The organism is Butyrivibrio sp. NC2002 (genome assembly GCF_000702265.1).
GTDB lineage: Bacteria > Bacillota > Clostridia > Lachnospirales > Lachnospiraceae > Butyrivibrio.
In genome coordinates this window covers 640,209-666,720 of the sequence record NZ_KL370880.1, presented here as the reverse complement: position 1 = coordinate 666,720, position 26,512 = coordinate 640,209, and the positions used below count along the sequence as shown (strand labels likewise).

Sequence of the window (26,512 nt, the reverse complement as noted above, 5' to 3'; positions counted from 1 at the left end):
TTCGATTATTTTTTCGACTCAATTATATAACCGATGATGCCATAATCAAAGCGCATAAAGGTCTTTTGAAAATATTTGTCTGTTTTAAAAACCAATTCTGGACATGCGTTCATAGAATTGAGGATAGAAATCTTTTTCAATATCATAAGGAGCTATGAAGAATGTTTTTAAAAGGCCCATATTCACTGCTTTTAATTGGCCATCTTCCATTTCAGGTGCTCTCTCTGATATTCCCTTAAAAAAGTAATGCCAGTCATCCACATACTTCTCATATTCAGAAAAATCAGGTATGCCTATCCATTTTTTTATTTTTACTTTTGTCTGTCTTTCTTTTTTGCACTCATTTACCTGAATAAAATACTTGTGAGTATCGTTTTCATAAATCCTTCCAAGCGGAAACAGTCTGCAGAATCCGGGTCTGAATGTATGTATACTGCATCTTCCGTCTTCGTTTAAAAATGAGCAGGCATCATCTTCTCTTTGTGATGCTCCTTCACCTGTGCCATTTACTTGTACCTTACTTTTCATAGCAAGGCAGGGAAGTATTATTCCATCCACAACTCGCAGGTCTATATTCTCTTTCTGCAACTCTTCGAAGCTTTTCCCGAGACCTTTTTCAAGGCTGTAAATATCGTAGGGATCAAGTACAACTGTATCTCCCATTGTGCAACAGCACGAATGACAGCCGGCACAATCGCCAACGCCAAGCTTTGCCATGTCTGCAGCATCATAGAGCTTTCCGTCAGATATTTCCGATAATTCTATATTTCTGATCATTATATTACCTTCGTTTTTCATATTTTTTTGCCGGATCATGTGTAGGTATTTGTTTTTCTTCAAAAAAACAAATACCGGACTCGTATTGGGCCTGGTCCCCTCATAAATCTATTCCCATTATCCTCTTGGAAAGTCATCAAATATCAGCCCCTGCTCCGGTTCATCAAAGTCGTCTAAGTCCATAGCACTGCTTAAATATTCTGCATACTTTGGATCTGTAATAATGCTCCTGAACAGACCATGACACCCTTCCGAGCAGTCAATCCATGTATCATCAAAATTCCCCGTGTACCACGGATCAGCCACATCTCCACTTCTTCCGGCAAACTCCAGCATCTTGAAAATCTTATTTTCAGGGTCACCTCCAAAGAGTCTGTTCAGATCCCTGATATTGGCACTATCCATGCCTATAATAAAATCGAATTTATCATAGTCAGTACGGCTTGTAAGTCTGGCTCTTTTGCTACTAACTCCCAGTTCATTGTCTGCCGTTCCTATCCCATGCTCTCTGAGTTTTTCCTTCGCAGGGGGATAAACAGGACTTCCCTGCCCATTCCATATCTCATCAGTATGCGTCGCCGAAGACTCTATATGAAAAAGTTCAGACATATTCTGTTTACGCACAATGTCCTTCATAATAAATTCCGCCATTGTAGACCGGCATATATTGCCGTGGCAGACGAATAAAATCTTAATCATCTTAGTAAAAAACCTCTATTTCTGCGTATTTACTGGTTTTAAGCCTATTTTCATCCAACGTGTTTTTCTCATTTTCGTGGCAATCCTTGGCAATATTTGGCAAAGTTTGACCGGCAAAAGGTGCAAGTGAAGGTGCAATATAGATGGTCTTGCACCGACATAACTATTCTGTTACAAGAGTCCTCATAAGTAAAGCAGATTCCTATTTTTTCCTGCTTTGTATTTTTGCTTCTTTTGCAACATCTTTTATGCTCTTCATATACTCTTCTTCAACAGGCGAAATGGTTGTCTCCTGGTATTTCCTGTATTCTTCCTTTGCTTTACTAAGAGCCTTTTCATGACTAACTTTCCCCGGTCCCTCCAACAGTTTTCTGTTTCCGGAAGTCAATATCGAATCAAGCTGTTCAACATAATCGCTCATGTACATAGGTTTATGCTCTATTGCATTAATCTCTGCTAAATCAAAATAACCTGATACAAGATTGTTTAGAATCTTTAGTTCATCCTCTTTCAGATAATTCTTTGCGATTCCAATATCCTTAAGTGCGGGCAACTCACCCGCAAATGAAGTTAATCCCATAAAAGGCTTTTCAGCATCTGCTCTTTCATAAATCACTTCAGCTGCGGTATGACCATGTGCTGCATAGTGTAATTTATTCTGAACAATTTTGAAGAATTGGATTGACTCGTCACTTTTTGGATTGTAATCCACGCTGGTTGCATAAAGATCTAGAACCTGCCTATAAAGAACTTTTTCCGACGAACGGATATCTCTGATTCTATCTAATAGTTCTTTCCAGTAATTTCCACCGCCATTACCCTTCAGGCGCTCATCGTCCATTGCAAATCCTTTAATGATATACTCCTTCAGTACGGAATTTGCCCAAATTCGGAACTGTGTACCACGCTTAGATTTAACTCTATATCCAACAGAAATAATAACATCCAGATTAAAGTACTCTATGTTTCTTTCAACTTTTCTTCCACCTTCAATTTGAACTGTTGCAAAAAATGCAACAGTTGCCTCTCTAACCAACTCTCCCTCTTTAAAAATCTTATTTATATGTCTTGAGATTGTTGATTTATCTCTCTGAAACAATTCTGCCATTTGATCGATAGTAAGCCATACTGTTTCATTTTGAAGATTTACATTAAGTTTCGTTAAGCCATCATCTGTTTGGTAGATGATAACTTCCCCATATTCATTCATTATATGAATACCTCCGACTAATATGTTTAGACAAATAAAAAAGTCTTTATCATCAAAACAAACTCATCTGTCCGTTCATAATCTTATAGTAGCCATGCTCTATCCTCTCATTACCCTCATGCGTCATTATTTCGAAGTTTGAAAGTTTCTGTGCCTTTATAACAAGCTTGATAACGCAATCAAAGCAGCCAACAACATCACTCTTATTGATATCTGACAGGCAAATCAACTGTACATTGAAGTGCTTTGCTATATCAAACATCGGCTTCAAAAGATGCGCTGAAGTTATTTTTCCAAAAGGATTATCAAGGATCAGCACACTCTTGACGTTTTTGCTGACAAGCCCCGCTGATGACCTAGTATAATTCATGAGTGTCAGTACCACTGAGAAAAATACCACAAATTTCTCTGCGCCGGAACTCTGTGTCAGGGTTTCTTCCCAGCCCTTGACTTTTTATAATTTCAGAAAGATTCTGCAAAACAAACTCTTGCCCCATCTTGTCATATTCTATCCTATAATACGCGGTTCCGTTCATGCTAGTTTGCAAAGAATGTGTTATTCCAACAGCTTGTCCCTTTTCTGTAGTCAGTGTTACTTTTTTATTTAACTGATTATCCTCTTTTTCTATCAAATAGCCATTCTTCTTGAGCCAATCAGTTATCGCTTTATACGACAGCTTTTTGTATTCTTTTTCATTTATTACAGAATTCAATTGCTCTGTAAATCTTGTTATCGTTTTTGTCTCTATAAACTGATACTCAGAAAGTGACTCCATAGGGAATTCTTTTTTCTTAATCCCTGAAGCTTTTCCAATCACTCCACCATTTTCCTTAAGCGCCAAAAGCACATCTTTGATAAAAAACATACATCTAATAACATTAGGATCATTCATAACATCATCATTATCTGCCGGCATATTGTTTATAGGATTTTTTCCATCTGCTATACGATCTACATAAATAAGTGCTTTATCCAATTTTTCTAAATCAAACTGTCCCATTTAGTTATTCTCCATTTTCAGTTGGTTACAATTTGTAACCAACTGATTTCCTTCCTCCTTAAGCCTGCTTTTTAGCACTTTCCAATAGTCACGAGCTCCATCAAAGGTCTGCTGCTCAGTTAACACACCCACCACATCAACTATTGAAAAATACCACTCTTCTTCGTCTTCTACCCAAGCCGTCCTTATAGGCTGATCTTCGAATAATTGTACCTTATCTTCCATCATCGTTTTTCCCCTTTTCCCCATTATTATTACTATCATCTGCAAGTTTTTCCATCTCGATTTTATACGCCATCAATCTCAAAAGATAATCTGGCATTTTCCTATTTCCCAATTCCCAATCCTGCAGTGTACGATACGGAATTTCAAAATACGCACAAAACTCTTTTCTCGACATTCCAGTACTGTTTCTTAATTCTATCAAATAATCTCTGCTATCCATGCAAGTCACCCCATTCATTCAATGTTTCTATACTCATTGCGTATCATTAGTATCACATACGCGATGCGTGTTGTCAATAAAAAATGTCGATCAACCCTATACAGTCAACCGACATTTTTATTATTGTTGTTTACCCAATTACCCTAACGACAAGTTGCAATTCCTTTTGGTCCTAGGGGACGGGGTTTGTGGTCCATTTTTCAAATTCATATTGCAATTTCCTCTCATCACCATGGCTTAGACACCTTTTTTATTTTAATTTGCCAGCATAAGATCCGACAATTCATAACTGATATGCGTATTGGTATTAATCGCAACGCCTATCTCCGAATGCCCCATCCATTATACTCGTCACTCGATGTTATATGCATCTCACGACTCTATCACCATTCCTGTATATCTACTTTAGAACCAAACGTCATCTCCAGAAGCTCTGCGGCAATATCTTTACTGCATACCCTCATAAGATTGTCTTCAGCATCTTCCTTAGACAGCAGATTCATGCTCCCATACCATACAATCTCATTATCGATCACAGCATAATGCTCGCATGACTCCTCCACAAGCCTGATTTCAAAGCCTGCTTTGCGAAGTCTCTCCATAAGTTCCATCCTGACATCGTCCCTTCCATATTTGTAAGAGTCCGGATGCCAGGTAACAATTGTAACCCTTACACCTAGTTTCTGCCGGTTGCCAAGAACGGAGATGATACGGTTTACTTTTTGATTATTAAGTCTTGGGCTCGAAACAATTACTGTCCTCTTTGCTTCTTCAAGATCTCTCCAATAGGTATCTGCATAGTTTTCTATGTCATAGATAGCATTTGCCTTCTGCTTCTCGCCATCAATATTAACACAGAGTTCATATCCGATCTTTTTATATGCCTTCAATCTTGCAGCATACATTTTATCGAACTTTGGAATATGGCTGTCCACATAGTCGTAAACGATAACATTTTCTTTACCATCATAATCCCTGTTCAGACGGCCTACATACTGTTCCACGACATTTTCACCTGAAACCGGCGTTGCCATAAACAGCGTATCAAGTCTCGGGAAGTCAAATCCCTCTCCAAGTAAAGAACCCGTTCCCACAAGGATCAGGCTATCAGAATCATCCACGTTGTTCAGTTCCTCTACCTGCGCCCTGCGAGCTTTCGTACCATTTGCCCCCGTCAAAAGGATCAGCCTGTCAGCATATGTTTTAAGTCCCTCAGATAGCTTCTTTGCATGATCAACATATTTTGTCAGCACAACCGGTGTTCTTCCTGCCCGAACACAAGCCACAACATCTTTTATGATCTGATCATCACGAACATCGTTATTTCTGATCAGTTCAAAAGCATCATTGCCATATGGTGTTTTTGACAGATGGTGTGGTTTCACAGTCCTTGTAAATCGAGGGTATACCAGATGATCTATATTCTGTTCTTCTGCTCTATCCTTCGCCGTAAATCGGTACCTGATAGGTCCAAGCAGAAACTCATTGATCTTTTCTTTGCCATCTCCACGCTTTGGTGTTGCTGTTACGCCGTACACGTACTTGGCTTTTATCTCCTGAAGCACTTCTATTGCACTGTCTGAAGCTGCGTGATGGCATTCATCAAAATACACCTGAGAATATTCCTTAAGCATCGGATGGAATCCGTCCTTTTTCCTAAGGGAACGTATCATTGCTACATCCACTATCCCAGTCAACGTATCATGTGCTCCCTGAAGGTTTCCTATCAAAGTTTTTCTTTTTCTTGTTCTTCCGGTCTTTGTCTGATATTCCGGTAGTTCTTCATCAATTTCGAGAAACTCGTCCAAACGTTTAATCCACTGGTTCATCAAATCCGCCCTGTCGACAAGGATCAGTGTGCTTACACCTCTTTTTGCTATCATGTCGCAACATACTACAGTCTTTCCGAATGCTGTGGCAGCATGTAATATGCCCACGTCATTTTCAAGCATAGTATCCACAGCAGGAATCTGGGAATCCCTGAGCTCTCCCTTGAATGAAATGTTTAACTTTCGGCCTTCAGTCCTCTTATCTTCAATCTTATATTTCACTCCTGCTTTATCAAACTCCTTTAAGATTCTCTCTCGAAGTCCGCGGGGCAGAACAATATATTTGCCTTCATCCCTTCCAAGATAAATAAACCTGGATTCGTCGTAATTTGGCATATCCATAGCCTGATTCTGAAAATACTGCTTGTTGGAAAATGTTGCCATACGGCGAAGCTGTCTCTTCGCTTTATTCGTCATCCCTGTGGAATCAATGTATATGTGATCAGACAGCACGATATGTACCACCCCCTTCACACTTCCGGCTTCAATCTCAGAATTCTTATCCCAAGGAGTCTCATTACCATCATTCTCATCGGTAGTGCCTGAGCCGTACCACAATGAAAGATAGTCTTCTATCTCCTGTCTGGCTAGGCGTTTTGTCCCTGCAAGAAGTTTTAACTGATCTTCATATGCATTCCAGTTTTCATCAACAAAGGCACTATTCCCTGACTTTAATGCCATCCCTTGAAGAGGAAGAGCAATTACATTTCCGAGTCCGCCTGTGGGGAGAGCATCCTGTGTCGGTATCATTCGATCATAGTATTTGAACGACTTCAGATTGACAGATTCAGCACCTTTCTCAAGCAAAGCAAAACCAAATCTTCTAGCCAGCCTTGCTGGGATCATTTCTTTGAAGAATATCCATAAATGTGCACCTCGTCCTGACCTCGACCGCTCTACGACCACATCCACATTCAGGTTTTTACAAATGTGTCGCAATGCATTTATCTCATCCTTCCAACTGTCATCTACATTTGCATAGTCATCCTGCTCTGCACCTTTTGCATGGTTATCAAAATCAAATACCAGCAACTGACAAAGATTATTCTCAAGCATCGGATATATCGCCACGACATCATTTCCGTTAGGATCCTCTCCCTTCATATGAGCCTTTATAAGAGGCAACGTAACCGGCTTGTACGCCCTAAGTTCACAGTCCTTACACCGAACACTATCCTTTTTCTGTATATGACAGTTTCTATCCCAACGATTAAAGCACTGTGTATAATATCCGTTTTTCCCGGTCTTTGGATTTGTATATCGAAGATCGTACACATCCTTCCTGCCGCGGCAGAACATCATAAAGAAATCGCTCGCAACCTTATCTGTAACATCAAATTTCCTTATTCGCGCTCCCTGATTAGGATCATATAGTTCTGATGAATTATCTTTACTATCAGACACAATATCCGCATACGAAACACCTGCTTCATCCATACGCTGCTTCAGAAGTCGATTTTCATCCGTAAGCGCCTGTATCTTGGATTGCAAATGTTCAATTATGTCTGAATGCTGCTGCACATGTTCATTCATAACTATCACACTTCCTGAATTTTACTTTGAAAACTTGTACTTTCCTTTTCCCATTCCTTCTACCGGAACAATGATCTTCAGTTCATTCTCCATCCTTTTCAAATAGGACGTTGCTGTCACTTCCGAACAACCAAGAATTTCGCCTACTCGAGAATTCCCAAAAACCTCTGTCCCGATTTCCTCATATAACTTCAATACGTTTTGTTTTATTTTATTTGTATACCCCGAATCCAAGATTTTCTGCTTGAAATCTTTGGTTTCAGTCTCAATCCAAACTTTTTTCTTTGGTTTGGAGCCATTTTTTATTTCATAGTATTCTTCATTTACAGGTACTTTTGGTCCTAGGGGACGGGGTTTTTGGTCCATTTTTCAAATTCATATTGCAATTTCCTCTCATTAAATATATACTTCTAAAGTCAATGATTTTGACATTCTAAATTATATATCTTACAGGAGTTATTTTATGCCAAGAAAACCCAGAACACTGAGTTCAACCGGCATATATCATATCATACTTCGGGCTGTCAATCAGCACATCATATTCGAAGAAGATTCCGATTATCAAAAATTCCTTTTTATTTTATCAGATTGTAAAAAGAAATATGATATTGATATTTTTGCCTATTGCCTAATGAACAATCATATACACTTACTAATTCATATCCCCGATGATAAGCTTGCTAGCTTTTTTCAAAGTCTGGGAACCAGATTTGTTCGTTGGTACAATAATAAATATTCTCGCTGCGGTCATCTTTTCCAAGAGCGATTCTATAGTTCAGCAGTTGAAAGCGAACAAGCTTTTCTGTCTACTCTAGTCTATGTTCATAACAATCCAGTGAAAGCGAATATGTGTCGTTATGCATCAGATTATCGTTGGAGTAGCTTTAACGCTTATTTGGGCGCAAAAAATCCTTTGATCAACACGTCATTCTCATATAACATTGCCGGCTCAAAGGATTCTTTACTTCATTATTTTGCAAAAGAAGCTGATTCACCTGAAAATACACTATTTGAAAATGATCATCGTGAAACAAATCATTTTTTCACAGATGAAAAAGCTTTGGATATATTTAGATCAATAACTCATCTTACATCAGCATCTGATGTAATCACGCTTAAAAAAGTTAAAAGAAATGAGTATGTTCGACTGTTAAAAAAAGAAGGGCTGACAATCAAACAGATTGCACGAGTCATGGACATTTCTGGGACAACTGTCAAAAGAATCTGCAAAATGGGCCACTAACCCCGTCCCCTAGGTCCATTCTATTTTTCATGAACTCCCGGACATTTCGTGATTCCTCAAGGTCAAGTGCAAATCCAAGCTTCTCTGCCACAAAAACTGACAGTTCCTCAAAGTAATCGTACATAAGAAATATCTTATCCCACATATCTTCATAGGATCCGCCGGCGAAGATTCCCTCAAAGCGCTTCATCTCGTCTTCAGTTAGATATTTATCAAGATATTTGGAAAAAGCGCCTGTTGTAACCTTAAAGTCATTGCATACTCCAACCTTCCAGTTGATCATCTTCATAAACATGTTCATCATCAGTTGCTCCATGGAGTATTTCGCATAGTAGAACTGATGCCGGCAAAGCCCCTTTGTAGCATAGTTGCTGACCCATCTGAATTCATTGACGGTATTATAAAATTCAAACTCACTTGGTTTTTGGATAAAAAAGATATCGCCAGATGTGATTTCTTTTAGCTCAGTGAAGCCATCTTTATTTATGAGTATTGTTCTAGGTTCATTAAATTCTGTCTGCTTTCCAATCTCAGAAACATCAATAAAAGTCAGATCAATCCTGTTTCCATCCTTATACTGTGTCAGATATGCAAAACGTTTTTTCCCATTATAGTCATAGGGTTCCATGTACCAGTCATCCGGAGTCTGCATGATAAGAATATCTCCAAATTTCCTCATATAATTCTTATCTGCAGTGAATTCTCTGATATCAGAAACAAAAAAAGTTATATCAAAGTCTGAAAAGCCATCCCGGACTGCACCCGGAGTAACTATAGAGCCTTCCATCGTGGCAGCGCGAATTCTGTCATCTTCAGTCGCTGTTTTTATAATCAGGTCATACATTTCATCGTAAGTTTTCATAGTTTCTCCGTTTCTAATATTTTAATAACTGTCAAAAAGATATGTAAAATGGTCCACTAACCCCGTCCCCCAAGATCAAAAAAAGCTAAGCTGATTATCAATATATGATTCCATTTTAACATCATGAATGACATCGTCCTCTTTATAATTCCCGATCAGGAAAGGGGAATGCGGATCGTTATGTTTCATATTTCTTTTGACTGCTTCTATATCATTATTGGCATAGCAGTATCTGCACAAATGTCCGCAGCTATCGTAAGCACCTATATCTCCCGAAAGATAGCAGGCGCACTCTTTTCTTGCAGGCTTTTTATTTGGAACGATCAGCTTCTGCCCGATAGCTTTTTCATAAGTTGCTATCGTCATGCATCCGCTGCAATCTGCTCCATATTCTGCAAGGAACTGTCCTTCACCACAGGGTTTTACAACCATGCCATAGGAATTTGCAATCCTGACCATCTCTTTTCCCAGAAAATGTTTATCTTCTCTTGATACTGATCTGGCCTCCGAGAAGTTTCTCTTAACCTTCTCGTACAGATCGATAAAGCTGATCACAACAGTTTCTGTATATCCGCTAAGCACTGATGCCATCTGCTCGAATGCCTTCAGATGATACTCTACGGTATATCTGTCATTTATGAGTATTGGATCATACCTCCAGCCTATGCTGTTAATCCCGACCATCTTAGATAGAGTTTTAAAATCATCCAGAATCTTATGTTTATCAGGAACATTTGGCTCTATATCTCTTCCATAGGAAGTTATGGTCACAAACCAATACTGTCCGTAGTCCTTTACCGCATCCATATATTTAAAGAAAGGCGCCGGGTTCTTGGAGCAAAATCCAACCACATCCACCATATCAGGGCTCAGCCTGTATCTGCTGACCTGGTCCGGATTAAACGGATTTCTTACACACACTATTTGCTCTTTGAATCTGTTTGCTAGCCACTCCGGATAAAATGCCGGAATATCAGTTCTTTGTCCTGTATTTATTATCATGTGTTAATCCCTGAAAGCTCCTCTATAGATCACAGAAAACGGATAACCAAAATGTTTTAAAGAAGGAAAAAGCACCCTATAAAAATTTTTCAATTTCAGTTTTGGTTTCTGCCAAAGCCTTTTTGGTACTCTCATTCTTTGTGGGAAATTCAAACATTTTATAAAGATATCCCTGTTTGCGCGCGATTTCCCTGCTCTTTGGATAAACGATTTCAAATGTAAGTGCGATATGTCCGATCAAATGTTCCGCCGGAGAATCCATAATATCGCGGTTTACCGCACGGTGCTCTCTGACCTGCTCCATAACCTTTTCTGAAACACCGGAAGATAAAAGAACTTCTTCAGTTACGTTATATATTTCTTCCATTGGAGTTTCTACATTAACTCTCAGAATATCAACCTTGTCCGCATCCCTTAATATATTGCAAAAGACAAGCTTTTTTCCCGATATTGTTTCATCCATCCTGTATTTATTATGCTGCCTTATTACTGTTTCAAGATCATTGTCCCAAGCCCTGTTATCCGTATATGCGGTGATCAGTTTATCTTCTCCAAATAAAAGGTCAGCCCCAAACTCAGCATGGTCAACCGACTCAGAATCGATAAATGTATTATATCTTTTGACCTGCTCAAACCTGCCAACATCATGAAGCATGCCTGACAGCCAAGCAAACTCAACATCCTCATCATCAAGGTCAAGGCTTTTGGCTATCTCTTCACAGTTGTCCGCGACCCTGTAAGTATGTGCAATCTTAAGCGCTATTTTAGGGTCCGATGGATCATATTTTCTTGTATAAGCTGCAAATTGCTCCCTGACCCGCTGTCTGTCTATTATCATTTTAATCTATCACTCCTTATAGTTTCTTTGCTTCTAAAAATTTTAGCAACTGTCAAAAGATCTGTAAAATGGTCCACTAACCCCGTCCCCCAGGATCATCCGGGACTCAACAAAAATCCGCAGCAGATGCTGCGGATTTTCTGATTTTCTGATTACTGAATTGTAAATCTATCAAGGTTTCCGTTGATTGTGTCAACTGCTTCAGATACTGAAGAAGCAGCACTTGCAACTAGCTCTGAGGATGATGCAACACCCTTGGCAGCTTCCGTTACTCTCTCTACATTGTCGGCAATTTCCTGAGTAGATGCTGATTGTTCCTCGGAAACTGATGCCATATTGGTTGCTACATCATTAACCTTTTCCATATGTCCTGCCATGGTAGTAAGTATCTCATTGGCATCAGATAACTGCTGCGTGATTTCCCTAAATGTCGTAGCTGCATTGTTGATCGATTCAGCACTGGAATTGATCAGCTGAGTATTGGTCTCTGATTTATCAGAGAGCTGCTGAACTCTTGCAGACATATCTTTAATGATATCGCCGATCTGTTTGGTTGCATCTGCTGAGTTCTGAGCAAGCTGTCCAATCTCCTGAGCAACAACTGCAAAACCTTTTCCTGCCTCTCCTGCTCTTGCAGCTTCAATGCTGGCATTAAGAGACAAAAGATTCGTCTGTGAAGATATGGAATTAATGAGATCAATGATCTGATTGATCTTATCCGCAGCCTCATCAACACTTGAAACTGCATCTGCCATATCCTTCATGGAATCAACAATATCATTCATTTCATTTGCAACATCAGCCATCTCATGCTGACCGGAATCAGCTTTAGATACCAGCTCATTCATCGTCTCTTCAATGTTCTGTTCCTGCTCAGTTACATTTGCTACCGTCTGAGCCAGGATTGTAGCATTTTCAGCGACATCATTAACAGCCTGAGCCATATTTTCAATATTTTCGCGGATCTGATTCATGCTAGCAGACTGTTCATTTGCTGCCCCTTCAAGGTCTTCCGCTGTATTCTTGGAATTTTGGGCATCTCCAAGAAGTCTTCCTGAAACATCTTTTATCTCACTTAGCGAATCCCTCATACCATTTACAAAATTGCCCATTGCATTGTTCATATAAGCAATTTCATCATTTCCGTTTGAAGAAATATTAACGGTAAAATCTCCACCTGAAATCTTTTCAATATTGCCTGTAAGACTTGTGACAGGATTTTTGATCATCCTCTTAAGGACTATGTTCATAACTATGATCACAACAACTATTGCGATAATTGTTACAAGAGTAAGAATTCCAACAAGACTGAACAGGGCTGCAAGAACCTCTTTTTGCTTAGCATAAGTTATTACAAACCAATCAGTACCATTTACAGGAGACGCTACAATATAGTAATTCTCCCCTCCTATCCTGGTATTGAGTACTTCATGATTTTCTTTTCCTGATTCATCTGCTACAAACTTACCAACAGACGTAAGGAATGGATCATCTGTAATATCAGCGACGTTGCTGCCGCAAACATCAGCATTCTTGTAAGTAAGCAAAAGCCCCTGACTTGTTATCATCATCGCTCCACCGGTCTGGTAGATCTTAACATTGCCCAGTTCTTCCTGAACGCTTGACAAAAACATATCTGCAGCAAATGCACCTTCTCGTCCATCTTTAAGATGGATTTTCCTTATAACTGACGCGCAAAGCCCGCCGGTTACTTTATCAAAATAAGGAACATCGTAATAATAGAACCAGCTGTTAGTGTAGGTCATAGCTTCCTTGTACATTACATTTTCTGTACAATCTTCTATTTCATATGTCGGATCAGCAGGATAAAGAAAAGTCTTATCACTAAGCATCACATAAGCTCCGGTTGGAAGAAGCGCGTATCTTCCCACTGTTCCGGCAAGATATCCCATAATATCTTCATCAGAAGCAAATTCATTCTGTTCGACAGCATCTGCAACACCATTAAGGTAATAGAAAGTAGCATTAAGCTCTCTGTTAACTTTGCTGGCATCAACTGTAACTTCATTTTGCAAAGAATTGTAAATAAGATCCTTGATCATTGAATAACCAAGGGAAAATGTGATTCCCTCTGCGATCAAAATTGTGACCAGAAGCATCGCTACAAAAAGTACGGAAATCTTTGCACTGATTGCCTTTGGTGATGCACCTGTTTTTTTTGCCGGATCCTTCATTTTGATATACCTCCATATAGAATCATATATTTTAAAAAAACTACGATAACTATAAGTATATATGATGAATATAAATATTATATTAAGTAAAAATATAATCGTTATTAAATAAATCTATTTTTATGGTATCAGTGACCAAGAGTACCCCCCGCAACGATCAAAAATATTTCACTGCTCACGAAGTTTATATTCCACATCCTCATCAACGATCCTTAGCATTATCTTAGCAAACTGAGGATCAAACTGAGTTCCGCAGCCTTTTTCCAATTCTTCTTTTACTACATCCTGCGGAATAACACCTCTGTAGCTTCTGTTACTGGTCATCGCATCATAAGCATCTGCAACAGCGATTATCCTTGCCTCTTCCGGAATTTCTGCACCTGTCAGTCCGTCCGGATATCCGCTTCCGTCAAACCTTTCGTGATGCCATCTTGCTCCGATAAAAAGTTTAGGCATTTCCTCGATATTTTTAAGTATCTTGGCGCCTCTTTCGGGATGCGTTTTTACCTTCTCAAACTCTTCATCAGTGAGCCTTCCCGATTTATTTATCACAGCATCAGGAACTCCGATTTTTCCGACATCATGAAGAAGTCCCATCATATAGATTTCCTCCTGCCGCTCTTCAGAAAAGCCTGCCCTTCTGGCTATTTCTCTGGAATAATCGGCAACCCTTCCTGAATGGCCCTTTGTATAAGCATCTTTTGCATCAATTGCATCTGCAAGGGTCTGCACAACATGAAGCGACATTCCTTCTATCTCTTTGGTCTTTCGCTCGACTTCGGCATGAAGATCCCTCTGCAGTCTTATAAGGTCAAGCAGGTGCCTTACGCGAAGGGTAAGAACCTCCGCCGCAAATGGTTTTCTGATAAAATCCATAGCTCCAAGAGAAAGACCCGTTGTCTCTGCCTTGCAGTCATCATCAGCAGTAAAGAAAATAACAGGTATCTCATGCACCCCGTTTTCTATTTCCCATTTTCTAAGAAGCCGCATTGTCTCAAAGCCGTCAAGCTCAGGCATTTTGATGTCCAAAAGCAGCATATCTATTGGATTTTTTCTGACATACTCCAATAAAAGCCTGCCACTTTTAAGACAAGTAACCTTAAATCCGGCTTCCTCAAGAACCTTATTAGCATTTTTTAATATGATCGCATCATCATCTACTACTACAACGCGCTCTACCATACAGTATCCCTTCCGTGAACTATTTTAGTCATCCCACAAATTACCGTATTCACTTACAGCCTCATCCACAGTCAAAATTCCATTTGCGACTTTATATGCCGCGGCACGAAACTCGTTGTTAACATCGTCATTTAATCCGATTTCACGATTGTTAAATGATCTATCCTCCGGGAAATCATCGAGTGATGAATAAACCTCATCCAATGAAAAATCGTTCGTCGGGGTGATGAGTCTTTTAACAGCAGACATATTTCCAAGTTCTTTTTCTCTCATTAGAAATCTTATGAATTCATTGGTCATATCCAGGTTACTGCTATTTTTGTTTACGCTGAAAAACAGGTTGACTGAATCCAAAAAATATCCCCCATCATCTCCTGAAGGAACAACATAAAATTTGTATTTAAAGGGATCAGCTATAAAAGCTTCCGACTTACTCTCACGCTTTTGTGTACCGGAAACCATATCACCGCTTCCAAGCATCATCGGAACATCCCCCTCGAAAAAGCGCAATATCACTGCATTATAATCATCCTCGATTTCTTCTGAGCATAACGCAGGATTCATATATCCCTCATCAACAAATGTCTTTATTTTTTCAAGAGCCGGCCGCATCATTTCTCCGGCAGACTTATCCATTGAATTAAGAGCGCTGACAGATTCAGGATGCTCTATTACATTTGCGCAAAAAAGAGGAAATGAAAACGCATAGTACATTCCTGCAACGGTAGTTACATTTGCCCCCATTATCGGGTTTTCATATCCTGCTGCCTTTAGCTTATCGCAAGTCTCCACAAGTTCCTTGTAGTTCTCCGGAACCTTAAGTGAATTCTTTTCAAAAATGTCCATGTTCACAAGCATTCCGTAAGACCTTGTAAAGATCGGAAGCATGACCACATCTCCGTTATCAAGAGTCCATCTGGCGCCTTTTCGGACACAGTCAAGATTGATGTTAAGCGCAGGATCTGAGAGTATCTCCGCATTTTCAAAAACCGGCTTCATTTTCTCTTCATCCAGCATCCATGATCCTGTCACATAAATGTCCGGAGCCTCATCGCTTGAAAGTGCGCTTGAAATAGTATTTTCGTAATCATCCAGATAAACATAGTTCAGAGTCACATTGGGATAGTATTCGTAAAAACGTTCAAATTCACTCTCAAGTGATTCAAAATTAGAATAGTTACCCGCAACCTTGATCTGACATGTTGTATCAGAGGGCAAGCCAGGCTTGAATTCCGCATCATCGCCTTTTGAGATCCCGCCACAAGCTGCAAGTGCTGATACTAACGAAATAACAGATACTGATACCAGTGTATTCTTTAATATTCCCTTTGTTTTCATGATCATGCTGCCTCCTTCCATACCAATAGTTTTTTCTTTTCAAAGCCTGTTTTTATCATCCATCTTTTCTATGTAAAATTTCCGGTATCTTGTCATAATCAAAATTATCAACAGCCTCTTTGAGAGCTTCAAAACGAGCTGTCTCAGCTTCAGGAAACTTATATTTTTCAAGTTTTTTCAAAGTATCGATCACGCTGTCATAGTCAAATGAGTCGCAAAAGCCTGCCAGCTCTTCATAAGCCTTTTTAATATCTTCATCAGCAATAAGTGGCTTGCCATCCTTCGTCTCATCTGTTTTTTCATCATATTGATAAAGAGGTTCCAGATCGCTTATAAGCTTCCTGTACATAAAAAGCAGCTCATTAAGACCTTCTTTTACCTTCTCCATATCTCCTGCTTTACCCAGATCCTCCAGCCTTGCAGCAAACTCTCCCAGCTTCGCTGCTCCGATCATTCGAGAGGTGCTCTTTAGCGCATGTATCTTTATTGTGAGATTTTTTATATCTCCCGCATCAGAGTATTTCTCAATTTCGTTTGCGTTATTTTCAGCAGCATCAAGATAAGACTTAAGTGTGAGCATATAATTTTCTCTTCCGCCGCAGTAGGTAATGCCCCGGTCAGCATCAAGCGATCCAATCCCCCATATAAATTCCGGGATAAAAAAATCATCATCTTCGCTATCCGGTTCTGCAACGTTGATCTTGTCCTTTGGAAGATACTTAAGCAAAAGCGCCTCTAAGTTATCAGGATCGATCGGCTTGGTGATATAGTCATCAAATCCGGCATCTATATACGTTTTCCTCATGCCTGAAATAGCATTAGCTGTAAGACATATAACAGGCACCTCCCCGTTGGGAGTATCTTCAATGCCCTTCATTTCCTTAAGAGTCTCTATTCCGTCCTTGTCAGGCATCATATGATCAAGAAAAACTATATCGTAGATTCTCCTCTTCCACAGTAAAATCGCTTCATCTCCGCTATTAGCTGAATCAATCTGCACTTTGGTGCGTTTTAGGAGATTAGCAAAAACAGTAAGATTAACCGGAGTATCATCAACTACAAGTATCCGTGCCCCGGGTGCGGTAAAGCTCTCACGATATTTTTCTCTGTTAAGAATGCCATTTTTAAAGGCTTCCTCATAATTGCCTATAGGACTAAAGTCCTTTACTCCCTGCACAAGCTCGAAGGAAAAAGTAGAGCCTTTTCCATATTCACTCTCAACCTCAATCCGGCTCCCCATCATTGCAAGAAAATTCTGTGCAATGCTCATTCCAAGACCGGTTCCTTCAATGTTCCTGTTTCTGCTCTCATCTATACGTTCAAATGCAGTGAACAAACTATTCATATTTTCCGGCTTAATTCCAATTCCTGTATCGCTTACACTTACGATCAGCCTGATGGAATCCGGCTCTTCTTCTATTTTTTCAAATCCCACCCTGAAGGTGATCGATCCTTCTTTTGTATATTTGACAGCATTTGAAAGAATGTTGGTTATTATCTGTTTAATGCGGATCTCATCACCATGAAGTATCATCGGGATATTTCTGTCTATATCAAGATTAAACAAAAGTCCCTTTTCCTGTGCTTTTCCCTGGACCATATTTACCAGATCATTAAGCATTGAAGCAAAATAATAATCCACGCAGATGATATCCATTTTGCCTGCTTCTATCTTGGAAAAATCCAGGATATCATTAATGATCCCTAGTAGCGTTTTTCCGGCGGTCCTGATACTTTCGGAATAAGCAATTATTTCCTCTTCGCGGCTGTTTCTAAGTATCATCTCGTTAAGTCCGAGAATGGCATTCATTGGCGTACGGATGTCATGCGACATAGTGGATAAAAAATGTGATTTTGCGGCATTTGCCTGATTAGCCGCTTCTGCTGCTTCTGCCAGTTTTATGTTATATAGCCTTAGTACCAGATAATTAAATCCAAGAAGTACCATAAGCCCAAGTGTAACCATGCCAAGCAGCAGCCAGTCCACAACTGAATTGGTTGCTTTTAGTTCCTCAGCAGGAATATATGACAAAAGAAACCACGTATCCATTGACGTCAAGGGCGTATAGGATATTACACATTCCTCTCCCTTTGAGTTAGTAAGTGTCATGGTCCCCGTCTTAGACGTAACCTCTTCTATCATGTTTTCATAATCTGCAATATTTGCATTATTATAGGATTTATAAAATTCGAAAAAGTTGGAATTTTTCAAGGATTTGCCATGGACGAGATAATCGCCATCCTTGTTGATAAGTGAGATCTCCTCGTTTTCATACTCACCTTTTAAAAAGACAAATTTATCCTCCAGAAGGCTTACCGGTTCGACGCGCATCAGAAGCGCCTCTTTGAGCTCGCCTGTGGACTCATCGAGGATAGTTACAAAATTCATAAATGCAATTGACTGAACTCCATTCTGAGGATTCGTGTAGGCTCTTGTAAGACTAACTACGCCGTCTTCCCTGCTGATTTCATCAATCCTGTCAAAGAGATTGATATTGCGATAAGAAACTGAATAATCATCAGGATCCTTGGCATTGGGATGAGTGGATATTCCGCTTTTGGAGGAATCGTCAGTAAGGATAAGATGCCCATAAATAGTGGGATACAGCTTAGCCTTCCTTACAAAAGAAATAGCCTCCTCCATAGTCATAGGCTCTCCCGCTTCAGCCATACGGTTAATATAATTAGCCCAAATATCGCAAAGATGCTGCTCATCCTCAAGATAATTGGTGATTATCTGCTCAGCAGTCACAGTCATTTTCTCGAAAGCTTCAGCAACACTCTCATTGCTTTCGTTCATTTTGGTATTGGCATATTGAATTATGAAGAAGAGTATCAACATCATTATTATGAGGTCGATAACAATGATAAGCGTTTTTTTCACGCCCTCACCTCCAACAAATCATCCCTACAGCCGCTTTCATGCATAATAATTGCATGATTTTACACTATAAATATACCATATTGCGTATATATACATCGTTAAAATTGTATAAATTTTCATTTTGGGTGACCCCCGGGGACGGGGTTCGTGGTCACTTTTTTGGCCCCCGGGGACGGGGTTAGGGGACCATTTTTAGAAAAATGTAATTGAGATGCATATCGTTTTCAGAAAATGGTCCCCTAACCCCGTCCCCGGGGGCCAAAAAGTGTACCCTACCTCCGTCCCCGGGTGCTTCACAGCAGTTCGATCAGCCGGTCAACATCCTCCTTCGTAGTTGCCCAGCTTGTAGCTATGCGCATGATCGCATGCTCTTTATCTATGTTCTGCCAAAAGCCCATTTCAATGTCGCTTGAAAGGTCATCAATCTGCTTTTTGCTAAGGATAATGAATATCTGATTTGTCGGTGAGTCAAAAGCCTGCTTATATCCCTTTTTATCCAGTGCTTCACGAATTCTGTCTGCCGCTTCTATAGCCACTTTTCCGACATTATCGTAGAGATTGTCTGTAAAGAGAGTATCAAACTGAATTCCTGCTATCCTTCCCTTTGCAAGCAGCGCCCCGTGCTGTTTTATGATAGTAAACAGATGCGGTATGAAATCGTGCCTCGGTATGACAACCGCCTCTCCAAACATGGCTCCGCATTTGGTGCCGCCAATATAAAATGCATCGCATAAGGAAGCAATATCCTTAAGCGTAACATCATTTTGGGGGCACGCAAGCGCATAGGCAAGTCTTGCACCGTCAAGGTAGAGCGGCACGTGATTGTCTCTGCATACTTCGCTGATTTCCTTTAATTCATTAAGTGAATAAAGTGTTCCGAATTCTGTGGGCTGTGACAAATAGACCATCCCGGGCATTACCATATGGTCATGATTTTCATCATTAAAATATTCCATGATAACATGCTTTATATCTGAAGCTTTGATCTTCCCGTCGTGCTGCTCGATCTCAAGTACTTTATGTCCTCCATGCTCGATAGCCCCGGCTTCATGCCCACTAATATGCCCGGTTGTTGCAGCTATAACTCCCTGATAGGGTCTAAGGATTGAATCTATCATAACTGCATTGGTCTGAGTTCCTCCTACAAGGAAAAACACATCTGCATCCGGAGCCGCGCAGGCCTTTCTTATCTTATCCCTGGCTGATTCTGAAAAATCATCAAAGCCATAACCTGCAGATTTCTCCATATTGGTTTCAAGCAGCCTTTTAAGTATTTCCGGATGGGCACCTTCCATGTAATCTGAAACAAATGATAACTTTCCCACTTTTTTCATATCCTTTCATTTACCTTTTCTGACAAAAAACTATTTAAAAACAGGATTTTGCTTGCAAAATCCTCGCGCGCGAGCGGTATTGCAAAGCAATTATATACATCTCCGCGAGCTGCGCATCCTCGCGGAGCGTTTTTATTACATAGTAATAAAAAAGGGAAGGGAATGATAACCCCCTCCCATTTTTGTAGAATACTATCTCTTTTTATCTGCCACTGATCATTAAGCTTTTTCAAAAGTATCAGCTACCTTAACAAGAAGATTTCTGATCTCAAGATGCTGAGGGCAGACCTTTTCACATTTTCCACACTTGATACACTCTGATGCTTTGCTGTGTCCGCCGGTAGTAAGAACGCTGTTGTAGTACATAGCTGAATTCCAGTTATGGAATGCCTCGTGTGCATTGAGTGCAGCGAACATGTCAGGTATTCTGATTTCCTTTGGACAATGGTTCTCCTCAACACAGTATCTGCATGATGTACAAGGTACCAGATTAAGTCCCTTGAAAATACCGCAAACATTGCCAACAGCAACTCTCTCCTCTTCTGTAAGGGGCTTGAAGTCTTTCATTGTACTGATGTTATCTTCCATCTGAGCCATATCGCTCATACCGGATAAAACAACAGCTATCTGAGGGAAACTTGCCGCAAATCTTACAGCATAGCTTGCATTACTTCCGCCGTTAAGGCTTCTTAATACATCGTCAGCTTCCTTTGGAAGATTCACAAGGCTGCCGCCTTTTACAGGCTCCATTACAAGAACGGGCTTATTGTGCTTCTCACAAACTTCATACACCCTGCGGCTCTCAACATTTTCATCCTCATAATCAAGGTAATTGAACTGAATCTGTACAACCTCGATCTCCGGATGTTCAGTAAGGATCATATCAAGCACTTCTGCCTTATCATGGAAAGATAAGCCAAGGTGCTTTATCAGACCTTCCTTTTTTAATTCATAAGCGGTTTCATAGGCATTGCAAGCCTTAAACTTCTTGTAGTTTTCCCTGTTCTGAGCATGCATGAGATAAAAATCAAAATACTCAACTCCGCACAGCTCAAGCTGTTTTTCAAAGAAAGGACGGATGTCTTCCTGCTTGTTGAAATAAGGATCTGTAAGTTTATTTGTAAGAAGGAATCTGCTCCTGTCATATCTCTTAGAAACACAGTCCCTTATTGCTGTTTCCGACAATCCGTTTATATATCCATGCGCTGTATCAAAATAATTAAATCCCGCATCTATAAATGCGTCCGCCATCCTGGAAAATTCTTCGTAATCCACCTGCTCATTTTTCATCGGCAGGCGCATACAACCAAATGCAAAATTGCCATGAACCTCCGGAAAAAATTTGTTTGCCTCCATAATTACCTCCTACCAAATACATCTTAAATACTTGTTCTTTACCACAACTTCTCTATGAAGAAAAAAGAACGCATATAATTATATTTTATACGTTCTTTTTACCCTTATCAATATAAATCAACCTTTAATTTTCCATTTCTGAATCTGACATCACCGGTTGTATGATGAGAAACTTTTTGCTCAGAATCTTTCCACTTGATGTGGGTTATGGTATACTCTCCATCCTCATATCCATAGCCGTCTCCTTCATCCTCATATAGCTCGAAAAGCGCATCTCGCCCCGGATAGATTCTTAGCGTAATATCTGCTCCGTTCATGTCATCTGTGCATGTCCCGGGCTCTTTTACAGGTATAATGGAACCTTCCGGTACGAACACTGGAATCCTGTCAAGGCTGCACTCATATCTGATGAACTGCCCGCCGTCATAAATATCCCCTGTATAATAATCAAACCATGCCCTGCCTGCAGGAAGATATACTCTGCGTGTGTCTTCAGAACTTGTAATGGGGCATACCATAAGTGATGGGCCGAGCATAAACTGATCTGTTATATCACGCACATTTCTATCCTCAGAAAAATCAAACAGGAGCGGTCTTATTATCATGCCATCCTCAATGCTTGCCCCCGCACCAATTGAATAAAGATACGGAAGCAGCTTGTATCTTTCTGTGATAGTGCTCTTTATTGCTTCATAGTATGCATCATTCTCATCGCCAAATGCCCAGGGTTCTCTCCTTACATCTGTTCCGTGAGCTCTGAAAACAGGAAGAAAGGCAGCAAACTCAAGCCAGCGAACATAGAGCTTCTTATAAGCATCATCTATGCCTTTTTCAAATTTGCCGTCCCAATACCATTGAATTCCCTTCTTTACAAAAAATGCACCGGTATCCATAGTCCAGTAAGGCATGCCGCTTACCGCCATCTGAAGCCCTGCTTTTATCTGCCTTCTAAGGCATTCCCAACTTGCAGAAATATCTCCTGACCACAAAATAGTGCCATACTTCTGGCTTCCTGCCCATCCGCTTCTAGTAAGATTGACTACTCTCTTCTTAAGACTGCACTCTCTTTGTCCTTCAAAAATCGTCCTTGCATGATACTTGCCAAATGCATCTGACTTCTCATACGGCATTATCTTTTCCGCGTCATGTTTAAATTCATTGTATTTATCGCCATCTTCAGGCTCTATAAGGTGTTCCCACTCAGGTGTGATCGGCTCACTTGAATCGCACCACCAGGCATCGATTCCCATTGGATACAGATCTCTTTTTACCTGAGACCAGTACAGTTTTCTGCCTTCTTCCGAAAAAGCATCATAGATATCAACTCCGGGCAAAAGCAGGTCTTTTTCCTTAAACTCTTTATTATTGGCAGTATCAGAGCTCATGTTTGGCCAAATTGAAAGCATTAGCCTGATTCCCTTTTTATGAAGCTCATCTGTCATCTTTTTGGGATCGGGAAATCTTTTCTTGTCAAAGCTCTTCTGCCCCCACATGTTATCTTCCCAGCTCATCCAGTCCTGAACCATGCAGTCCAGCCCGATTTCTCTTTTTCTGAATTCATCTGCAATATCAAGGATCTCTTTCTGGCTCTCATATCTTTCCTGAGACTGGATATATCCATAGCACCATGCAGGAAGCATAGCAGCCCTGCCGGATAGCTTTCTGAATCCTTTAATTACGTCAAACAGATTTCCTCCGCCTATGAAAAAATAATCCTGGTAATGATCAGCCTCTGTCTGGATATAAGCCTTTCCATCTTTTTCACTGAAAAGAAAAGGTGATTCTGTACTTAGAAGAACCCCGTAATTATTTGTTGAGATAAAAAATGGGATCGCAATTTTCCTGTTTGCCTGATTTCCATAATATGTAGTGTGCCTGAGATTCCACTCATCACGCTCGCTCTGACCAAAACCAAGTAAAATCTCATCTTCCTCAAAAACAAAATAAGTTCTTGTTCTATAGGCGTTACCACATTCTTCCCTGTCTGCTGCCTTTATCTTCTTTTTCTTTCCGTCCGCTGTTTCTACCTCTTCAACAACAGCTTTATCAGTTCCTACTGTCCTGTAGAGTGTGATCTTCTCCATCTCTCTTGGACATCTTTTATCTTCAGACATAAGACGGTTGCCGCTTCTATCATAGAATTCGATCGCTGCTGTAGCTTTATCGACGAAGGCAGACACAAGTTGGGTTTTTATCACATATTTCTCATCATCTTCCGTAATCTCATATGAGTTTCTTCCTCCGCTCTGATAGTCTTCGCCTTGTTTCCTGTCGAAGTCACCATCTTCTGAAAAAGACACTCGAAATATACCCTTATCAATCGGGATCACCCTTAAAAGTCCTTCATCCGACTTAAAAAAGATCACTCCGTATTTTTCATAATACTCAGTTATATTTCTCTTTTTGGGAACAAAAACATTTAGCATACCTTTTGTAAAATCGCTCCTTAGATCCTAAAGCGATATTTCCTCCTCCTTGCCATTTACTAATACTGTAATCTTATCATTTTCTCCATGCAATGAGTTATCACTTCGGCTTATACTATATCTCACAACTTCCATATTTTTCCATTCCATTGTAAGGATCAGTCCCCCGCGAAGCTTAACTCCCGATACCATTCCTTCTGAAAACTCCCTTGGAAGTGCAGGTAGAAGCCTCACATAACCATCTCTGCACTGCGCTATCATTTCAAGCATAGCTGCTGCTGCCCCGAAATTACCGTCTATCTGAAAAACAAATCCCGGTCCGTATGGATGATTGTCCATCAGGTTATCGAAGGTGCTCTTACAAAGCAGCGCTTTTAAATTCTCGTAAACCTTTTTCCCCTCAAGGAAATGCGCCCAAAGCCCGATTATCCACGCTCTTGACCATCCTGTATGACCGCCTCCGTTTGCAAGTCTTCTCTCAAGAGTAACTCTTGCCGCCTCCATAAGCCTCGGTGTTTTTTCATAGTTTATGCTACTTCCCGGGTACACTCCGTATAGATGTGAAATATGTCTATGCCCGGGTTCCTGCTCATCATAGTCCTCCATCCACTCCTTTATCTGACCGTGTTTTCCAATGCGTATTTCGGGAAGCCTTTTAAGAATTTTCTTAGCGCGTTCAATTTCCTTATCATCCTTGCCAAGGACTTCACATGCCCCTATATAGCCATTTAAAAGTTCCGTCAAAATCTCTATATCCATTGTCGCACCTTCGCATAGGCACCCTCTGGTTCCATTCTTCATAATATAGACATTTTCAGGTGATACGGAAGGCGATGTCACAAGTAAGCCCTCATCATTTTCTATAAGGAAATCTTCAAAAAAGCTAAGACATTCATCCAGTACTTCGAAATTATCCGAAAGGAAATCCTTGTCGCCTGTGTAGAGATAATGCTCCCAGATATGCGTTGCCATCCAGGCTTCGCCCATTACCCAGAAGCTTGCAGGAATATAGTGGTCCTGAGGCGCTGTATCAGCATAGATATCTGAGTTGTGATGTGCAACTGAACCCCTGCAGCCATACATCTCTTTAGCAGTTTTTTTGCCATTTTCACACACCCTTTTAAGGAAGGTAAAAAACGGCATATGGCATTCTGAAAGATTGCCGCTCTCAGCGATCCAGTAATTCATTTCCGCATTTATATTTATAGTATACTTGCTGTCCCAGGGCGGAGTAAGAGAGTTATTCCATATTCCCTGAAGATTTGCAGGCAGACATTTTCCCCTGCTTGATGAAAACAGAAGATATCTTCCATACTGAAAATACAATGCAAAAAGATCCGGATCCTTCTTTCCCTTTTTCAGATCGGATAGCCTGATATCTGTTGGAATATTGCGCTTTTCCAAAGCTTTTTTATCTCCAAGAGAAAGCTTAAGCTTGCCAAACTTTTGATCAAACTCTTCCATATGTTTTTTTAATATATTATCCCAGCCAAGGCTACGTGCTCTTTCGATCCTTTCTTTGCCTGCAGCAATATAATCTTCGTCATAAAAAGCGGAACTGATATCTATAAAAAGTGTGACCTCTGACGAGTTTTCCACTATCAGATGCTCACCTATTGTGCATACTTTTCCATCCGATACTTCTGCTGCTACCCTTACAAAAAAGGGAATCCCCGTAGTAGATGACACGTTAAATCCAATCTCATTTTCACCGGCGACGATTTCATCAATTCTGTTATTTGGTCTTGAAAGCCTACACGTAAATGACATTGTTCCTGCATCTGCTTTCATATGATATGCCATGACAGCACTATCGTAGGAAGCTACAAAATCACGTCTTATTCGCCTGTTTCCTGAAGCATAACATACACTTGCAACTCCCTCATCAAGATCAAGTTCTCGCTTATAATCAGAAGTTTTCTCATCTGATTCAAAATATATATTCAGCTCTCCTGCTGTCTGATATGACCTCTCAGAATTCGGAGTTCCTGAAAGCGCCATTAAAGAGAGCTTTTCTGCCTCGGGAATTTTCCCTTCTCTTATCAGCTTTCTTATCTGTCCCAGATATTTTAAGGCATCTTTATTTATTCTGTTTACCGATCTGCCGCTCCATATACTGTCTGCATTAAGGTATATCGTCTCCGTTTTTGTTCCACCGCAAATCATGGCTCCAAGCCTTCCGTTTCCTACAGGAAGTGCTTCCTCCCACTTTGTTGCAGGTTTTTCATACCATAATCTCATTCTGTCATCCATTAGCTCATCCCCTGATCTATCAGTTTTTTACTCTTTTCTGATTTGTAGAATACCAACTACAGCCGCTAAATACTCATCAATTGTTGCTCTTTTATTGCATCAAAA

21 protein-coding genes are annotated in these 26,512 nt (G+C 40.2%); 1 reads left to right on the top strand and 20 read right to left on the bottom strand.

The genetic code is table 11. From position 1 onward, the window contains the following. Positions 1 to 84 precede the first annotated feature (84 nt). The 9 genes from T543_RS10040 to T543_RS10000 form a co-directional block, all read right to left on the bottom strand. Positions 85 to 777, bottom strand: a complete 693-nt coding sequence (locus T543_RS10040; protein WP_035768001.1) for a YkgJ family cysteine cluster protein — start codon at positions 775 to 777, stop codon at positions 85 to 87. Between the two features lie 117 nt (positions 778 to 894). Next, the gene (locus T543_RS10035; protein ID WP_442856091.1) at positions 895 to 1,413 is read right to left on the bottom strand and encodes an arsenate reductase/protein-tyrosine-phosphatase family protein; all 519 of its coding nucleotides are present in this window, start codon (positions 1,411 to 1,413) and stop codon (positions 895 to 897) included. A gap of 265 nt (positions 1,414 to 1,678) precedes the next feature. Further along, positions 1,679 to 2,686 (bottom strand): virulence RhuM family protein, encoded by a 1,008-nt coding sequence (locus T543_RS10030; protein WP_035767997.1) that lies wholly within the window; start codon positions 2,684 to 2,686, stop codon positions 1,679 to 1,681. A gap of 52 nt (positions 2,687 to 2,738) precedes the next feature. Next, on the bottom strand, positions 2,739 to 3,056 hold the full coding sequence (locus T543_RS10025; protein ID WP_035767996.1) for a hypothetical protein: 318 nt from the start codon (positions 3,054 to 3,056) through the stop codon (positions 2,739 to 2,741). Further along, entirely contained in the window at positions 3,043 to 3,687 is a 645-nt protein-coding gene (locus tag T543_RS10020) for a hypothetical protein (protein WP_035767994.1), read from the bottom strand. The genes T543_RS10025 and T543_RS10020 overlap by 14 nt, the downstream gene beginning before the upstream one ends. Continuing rightward, a complete protein-coding gene (locus T543_RS10015; protein ID WP_035767992.1) occupies positions 3,688 to 3,915 on the bottom strand; it encodes a BRO-N domain-containing protein in 228 nt (75 codons plus the stop codon). After that, a complete protein-coding gene (locus tag T543_RS10010; protein WP_035767990.1) occupies positions 3,902 to 4,132 on the bottom strand; it encodes a helix-turn-helix domain-containing protein in 231 nt (76 codons plus the stop codon). Before T543_RS10010 ends, T543_RS10015 begins: the two co-directional genes overlap by 14 nt. Positions 4,133 to 4,515: 383 nt before the next feature. Then, positions 4,516 to 7,494, bottom strand: a complete 2,979-nt coding sequence (locus T543_RS10005) for a TOTE conflict system archaeo-eukaryotic primase domain-containing protein (RefSeq protein WP_155843223.1) — start codon at positions 7,492 to 7,494, stop codon at positions 4,516 to 4,518. Between the two features lie 21 nt (positions 7,495 to 7,515). Then, positions 7,516 to 7,860 carry a hypothetical protein gene (locus T543_RS10000; RefSeq protein ID WP_035767988.1) on the bottom strand — a complete coding sequence of 115 codons (345 nt, stop codon included), beginning with the start codon at positions 7,858 to 7,860 and terminating at the stop codon, positions 7,516 to 7,518. A gap of 97 nt (positions 7,861 to 7,957) precedes the next feature. Between T543_RS10000 and T543_RS09995 the strand changes: the two genes are divergently transcribed. Then, complete coding sequence (locus T543_RS09995; RefSeq protein ID WP_051638682.1) at positions 7,958 to 8,737, top strand: transposase; 780 nt, start codon at positions 7,958 to 7,960, stop codon at positions 8,735 to 8,737. Here the strand turns inward: T543_RS09995 and T543_RS09990 are convergent. From T543_RS09990 to T543_RS09935, 11 genes are all read right to left on the bottom strand, one after another. Next, complete coding sequence (locus T543_RS09990; RefSeq protein ID WP_051638681.1) at positions 8,709 to 9,599, bottom strand: aminoglycoside 6-adenylyltransferase; 891 nt, start codon at positions 9,597 to 9,599, stop codon at positions 8,709 to 8,711. The genes T543_RS09995 and T543_RS09990 overlap by 29 nt on opposite strands. Positions 9,600 to 9,674: 75 nt before the next feature. Next, complete coding sequence (locus T543_RS09985; protein ID WP_035767986.1) at positions 9,675 to 10,601, bottom strand: DUF1848 domain-containing protein; 927 nt, start codon at positions 10,599 to 10,601, stop codon at positions 9,675 to 9,677. A 76-nt stretch (positions 10,602 to 10,677) separates the two neighbouring features. Next, positions 10,678 to 11,439 carry an HD domain-containing protein gene (locus T543_RS09980; RefSeq protein WP_035767985.1) on the bottom strand — a complete coding sequence of 254 codons (762 nt, stop codon included), beginning with the start codon at positions 11,437 to 11,439 and terminating at the stop codon, positions 10,678 to 10,680. 152 nt (positions 11,440 to 11,591) lie between these two features. Then, positions 11,592 to 13,634, bottom strand: coding sequence for a methyl-accepting chemotaxis protein (locus T543_RS09975; RefSeq protein ID WP_035767982.1), 2,043 nt, complete (start codon positions 13,632 to 13,634; stop codon positions 11,592 to 11,594). A gap of 168 nt (positions 13,635 to 13,802) precedes the next feature. After that, positions 13,803 to 14,816: an HD-GYP domain-containing protein gene (locus T543_RS09970; RefSeq protein ID WP_035767979.1), complete on the bottom strand. Its 1,014-nt coding sequence runs from the start codon at positions 14,814 to 14,816 to the stop codon at positions 13,803 to 13,805. A gap of 24 nt (positions 14,817 to 14,840) precedes the next feature. Continuing rightward, on the bottom strand, positions 14,841 to 16,154 hold the full coding sequence (locus tag T543_RS09965; RefSeq protein ID WP_197023950.1) for an ABC transporter substrate-binding protein: 1,314 nt from the start codon (positions 16,152 to 16,154) through the stop codon (positions 14,841 to 14,843). A gap of 55 nt (positions 16,155 to 16,209) precedes the next feature. Continuing rightward, positions 16,210 to 19,038 (bottom strand): ATP-binding protein, encoded by a 2,829-nt coding sequence (locus tag T543_RS09960; RefSeq protein ID WP_051638680.1) that lies wholly within the window; start codon positions 19,036 to 19,038, stop codon positions 16,210 to 16,212. Positions 19,039 to 19,331: 293 nt separating this feature from the next. Beyond that, on the bottom strand, positions 19,332 to 20,372 hold the full coding sequence (locus T543_RS09955) for a threonine aldolase family protein (RefSeq protein WP_035767973.1): 1,041 nt from the start codon (positions 20,370 to 20,372) through the stop codon (positions 19,332 to 19,334). A gap of 219 nt (positions 20,373 to 20,591) precedes the next feature. Next, positions 20,592 to 21,728, bottom strand: a complete 1,137-nt coding sequence (locus tag T543_RS09945; protein WP_035767966.1) for an aldo/keto reductase — start codon at positions 21,726 to 21,728, stop codon at positions 20,592 to 20,594. A 107-nt stretch (positions 21,729 to 21,835) separates the two neighbouring features. Continuing rightward, positions 21,836 to 24,154, bottom strand: a complete 2,319-nt coding sequence (locus tag T543_RS09940; RefSeq protein WP_051638679.1) for a glycoside hydrolase family 31 protein — start codon at positions 24,152 to 24,154, stop codon at positions 21,836 to 21,838. A gap of 27 nt (positions 24,155 to 24,181) precedes the next feature. Then, positions 24,182 to 26,407 (bottom strand): glycoside hydrolase family 95 protein, encoded by a 2,226-nt coding sequence (locus T543_RS09935; protein ID WP_051638678.1) that lies wholly within the window; start codon positions 26,405 to 26,407, stop codon positions 24,182 to 24,184. Positions 26,408 to 26,512: the final 105 nt, after the last annotated feature.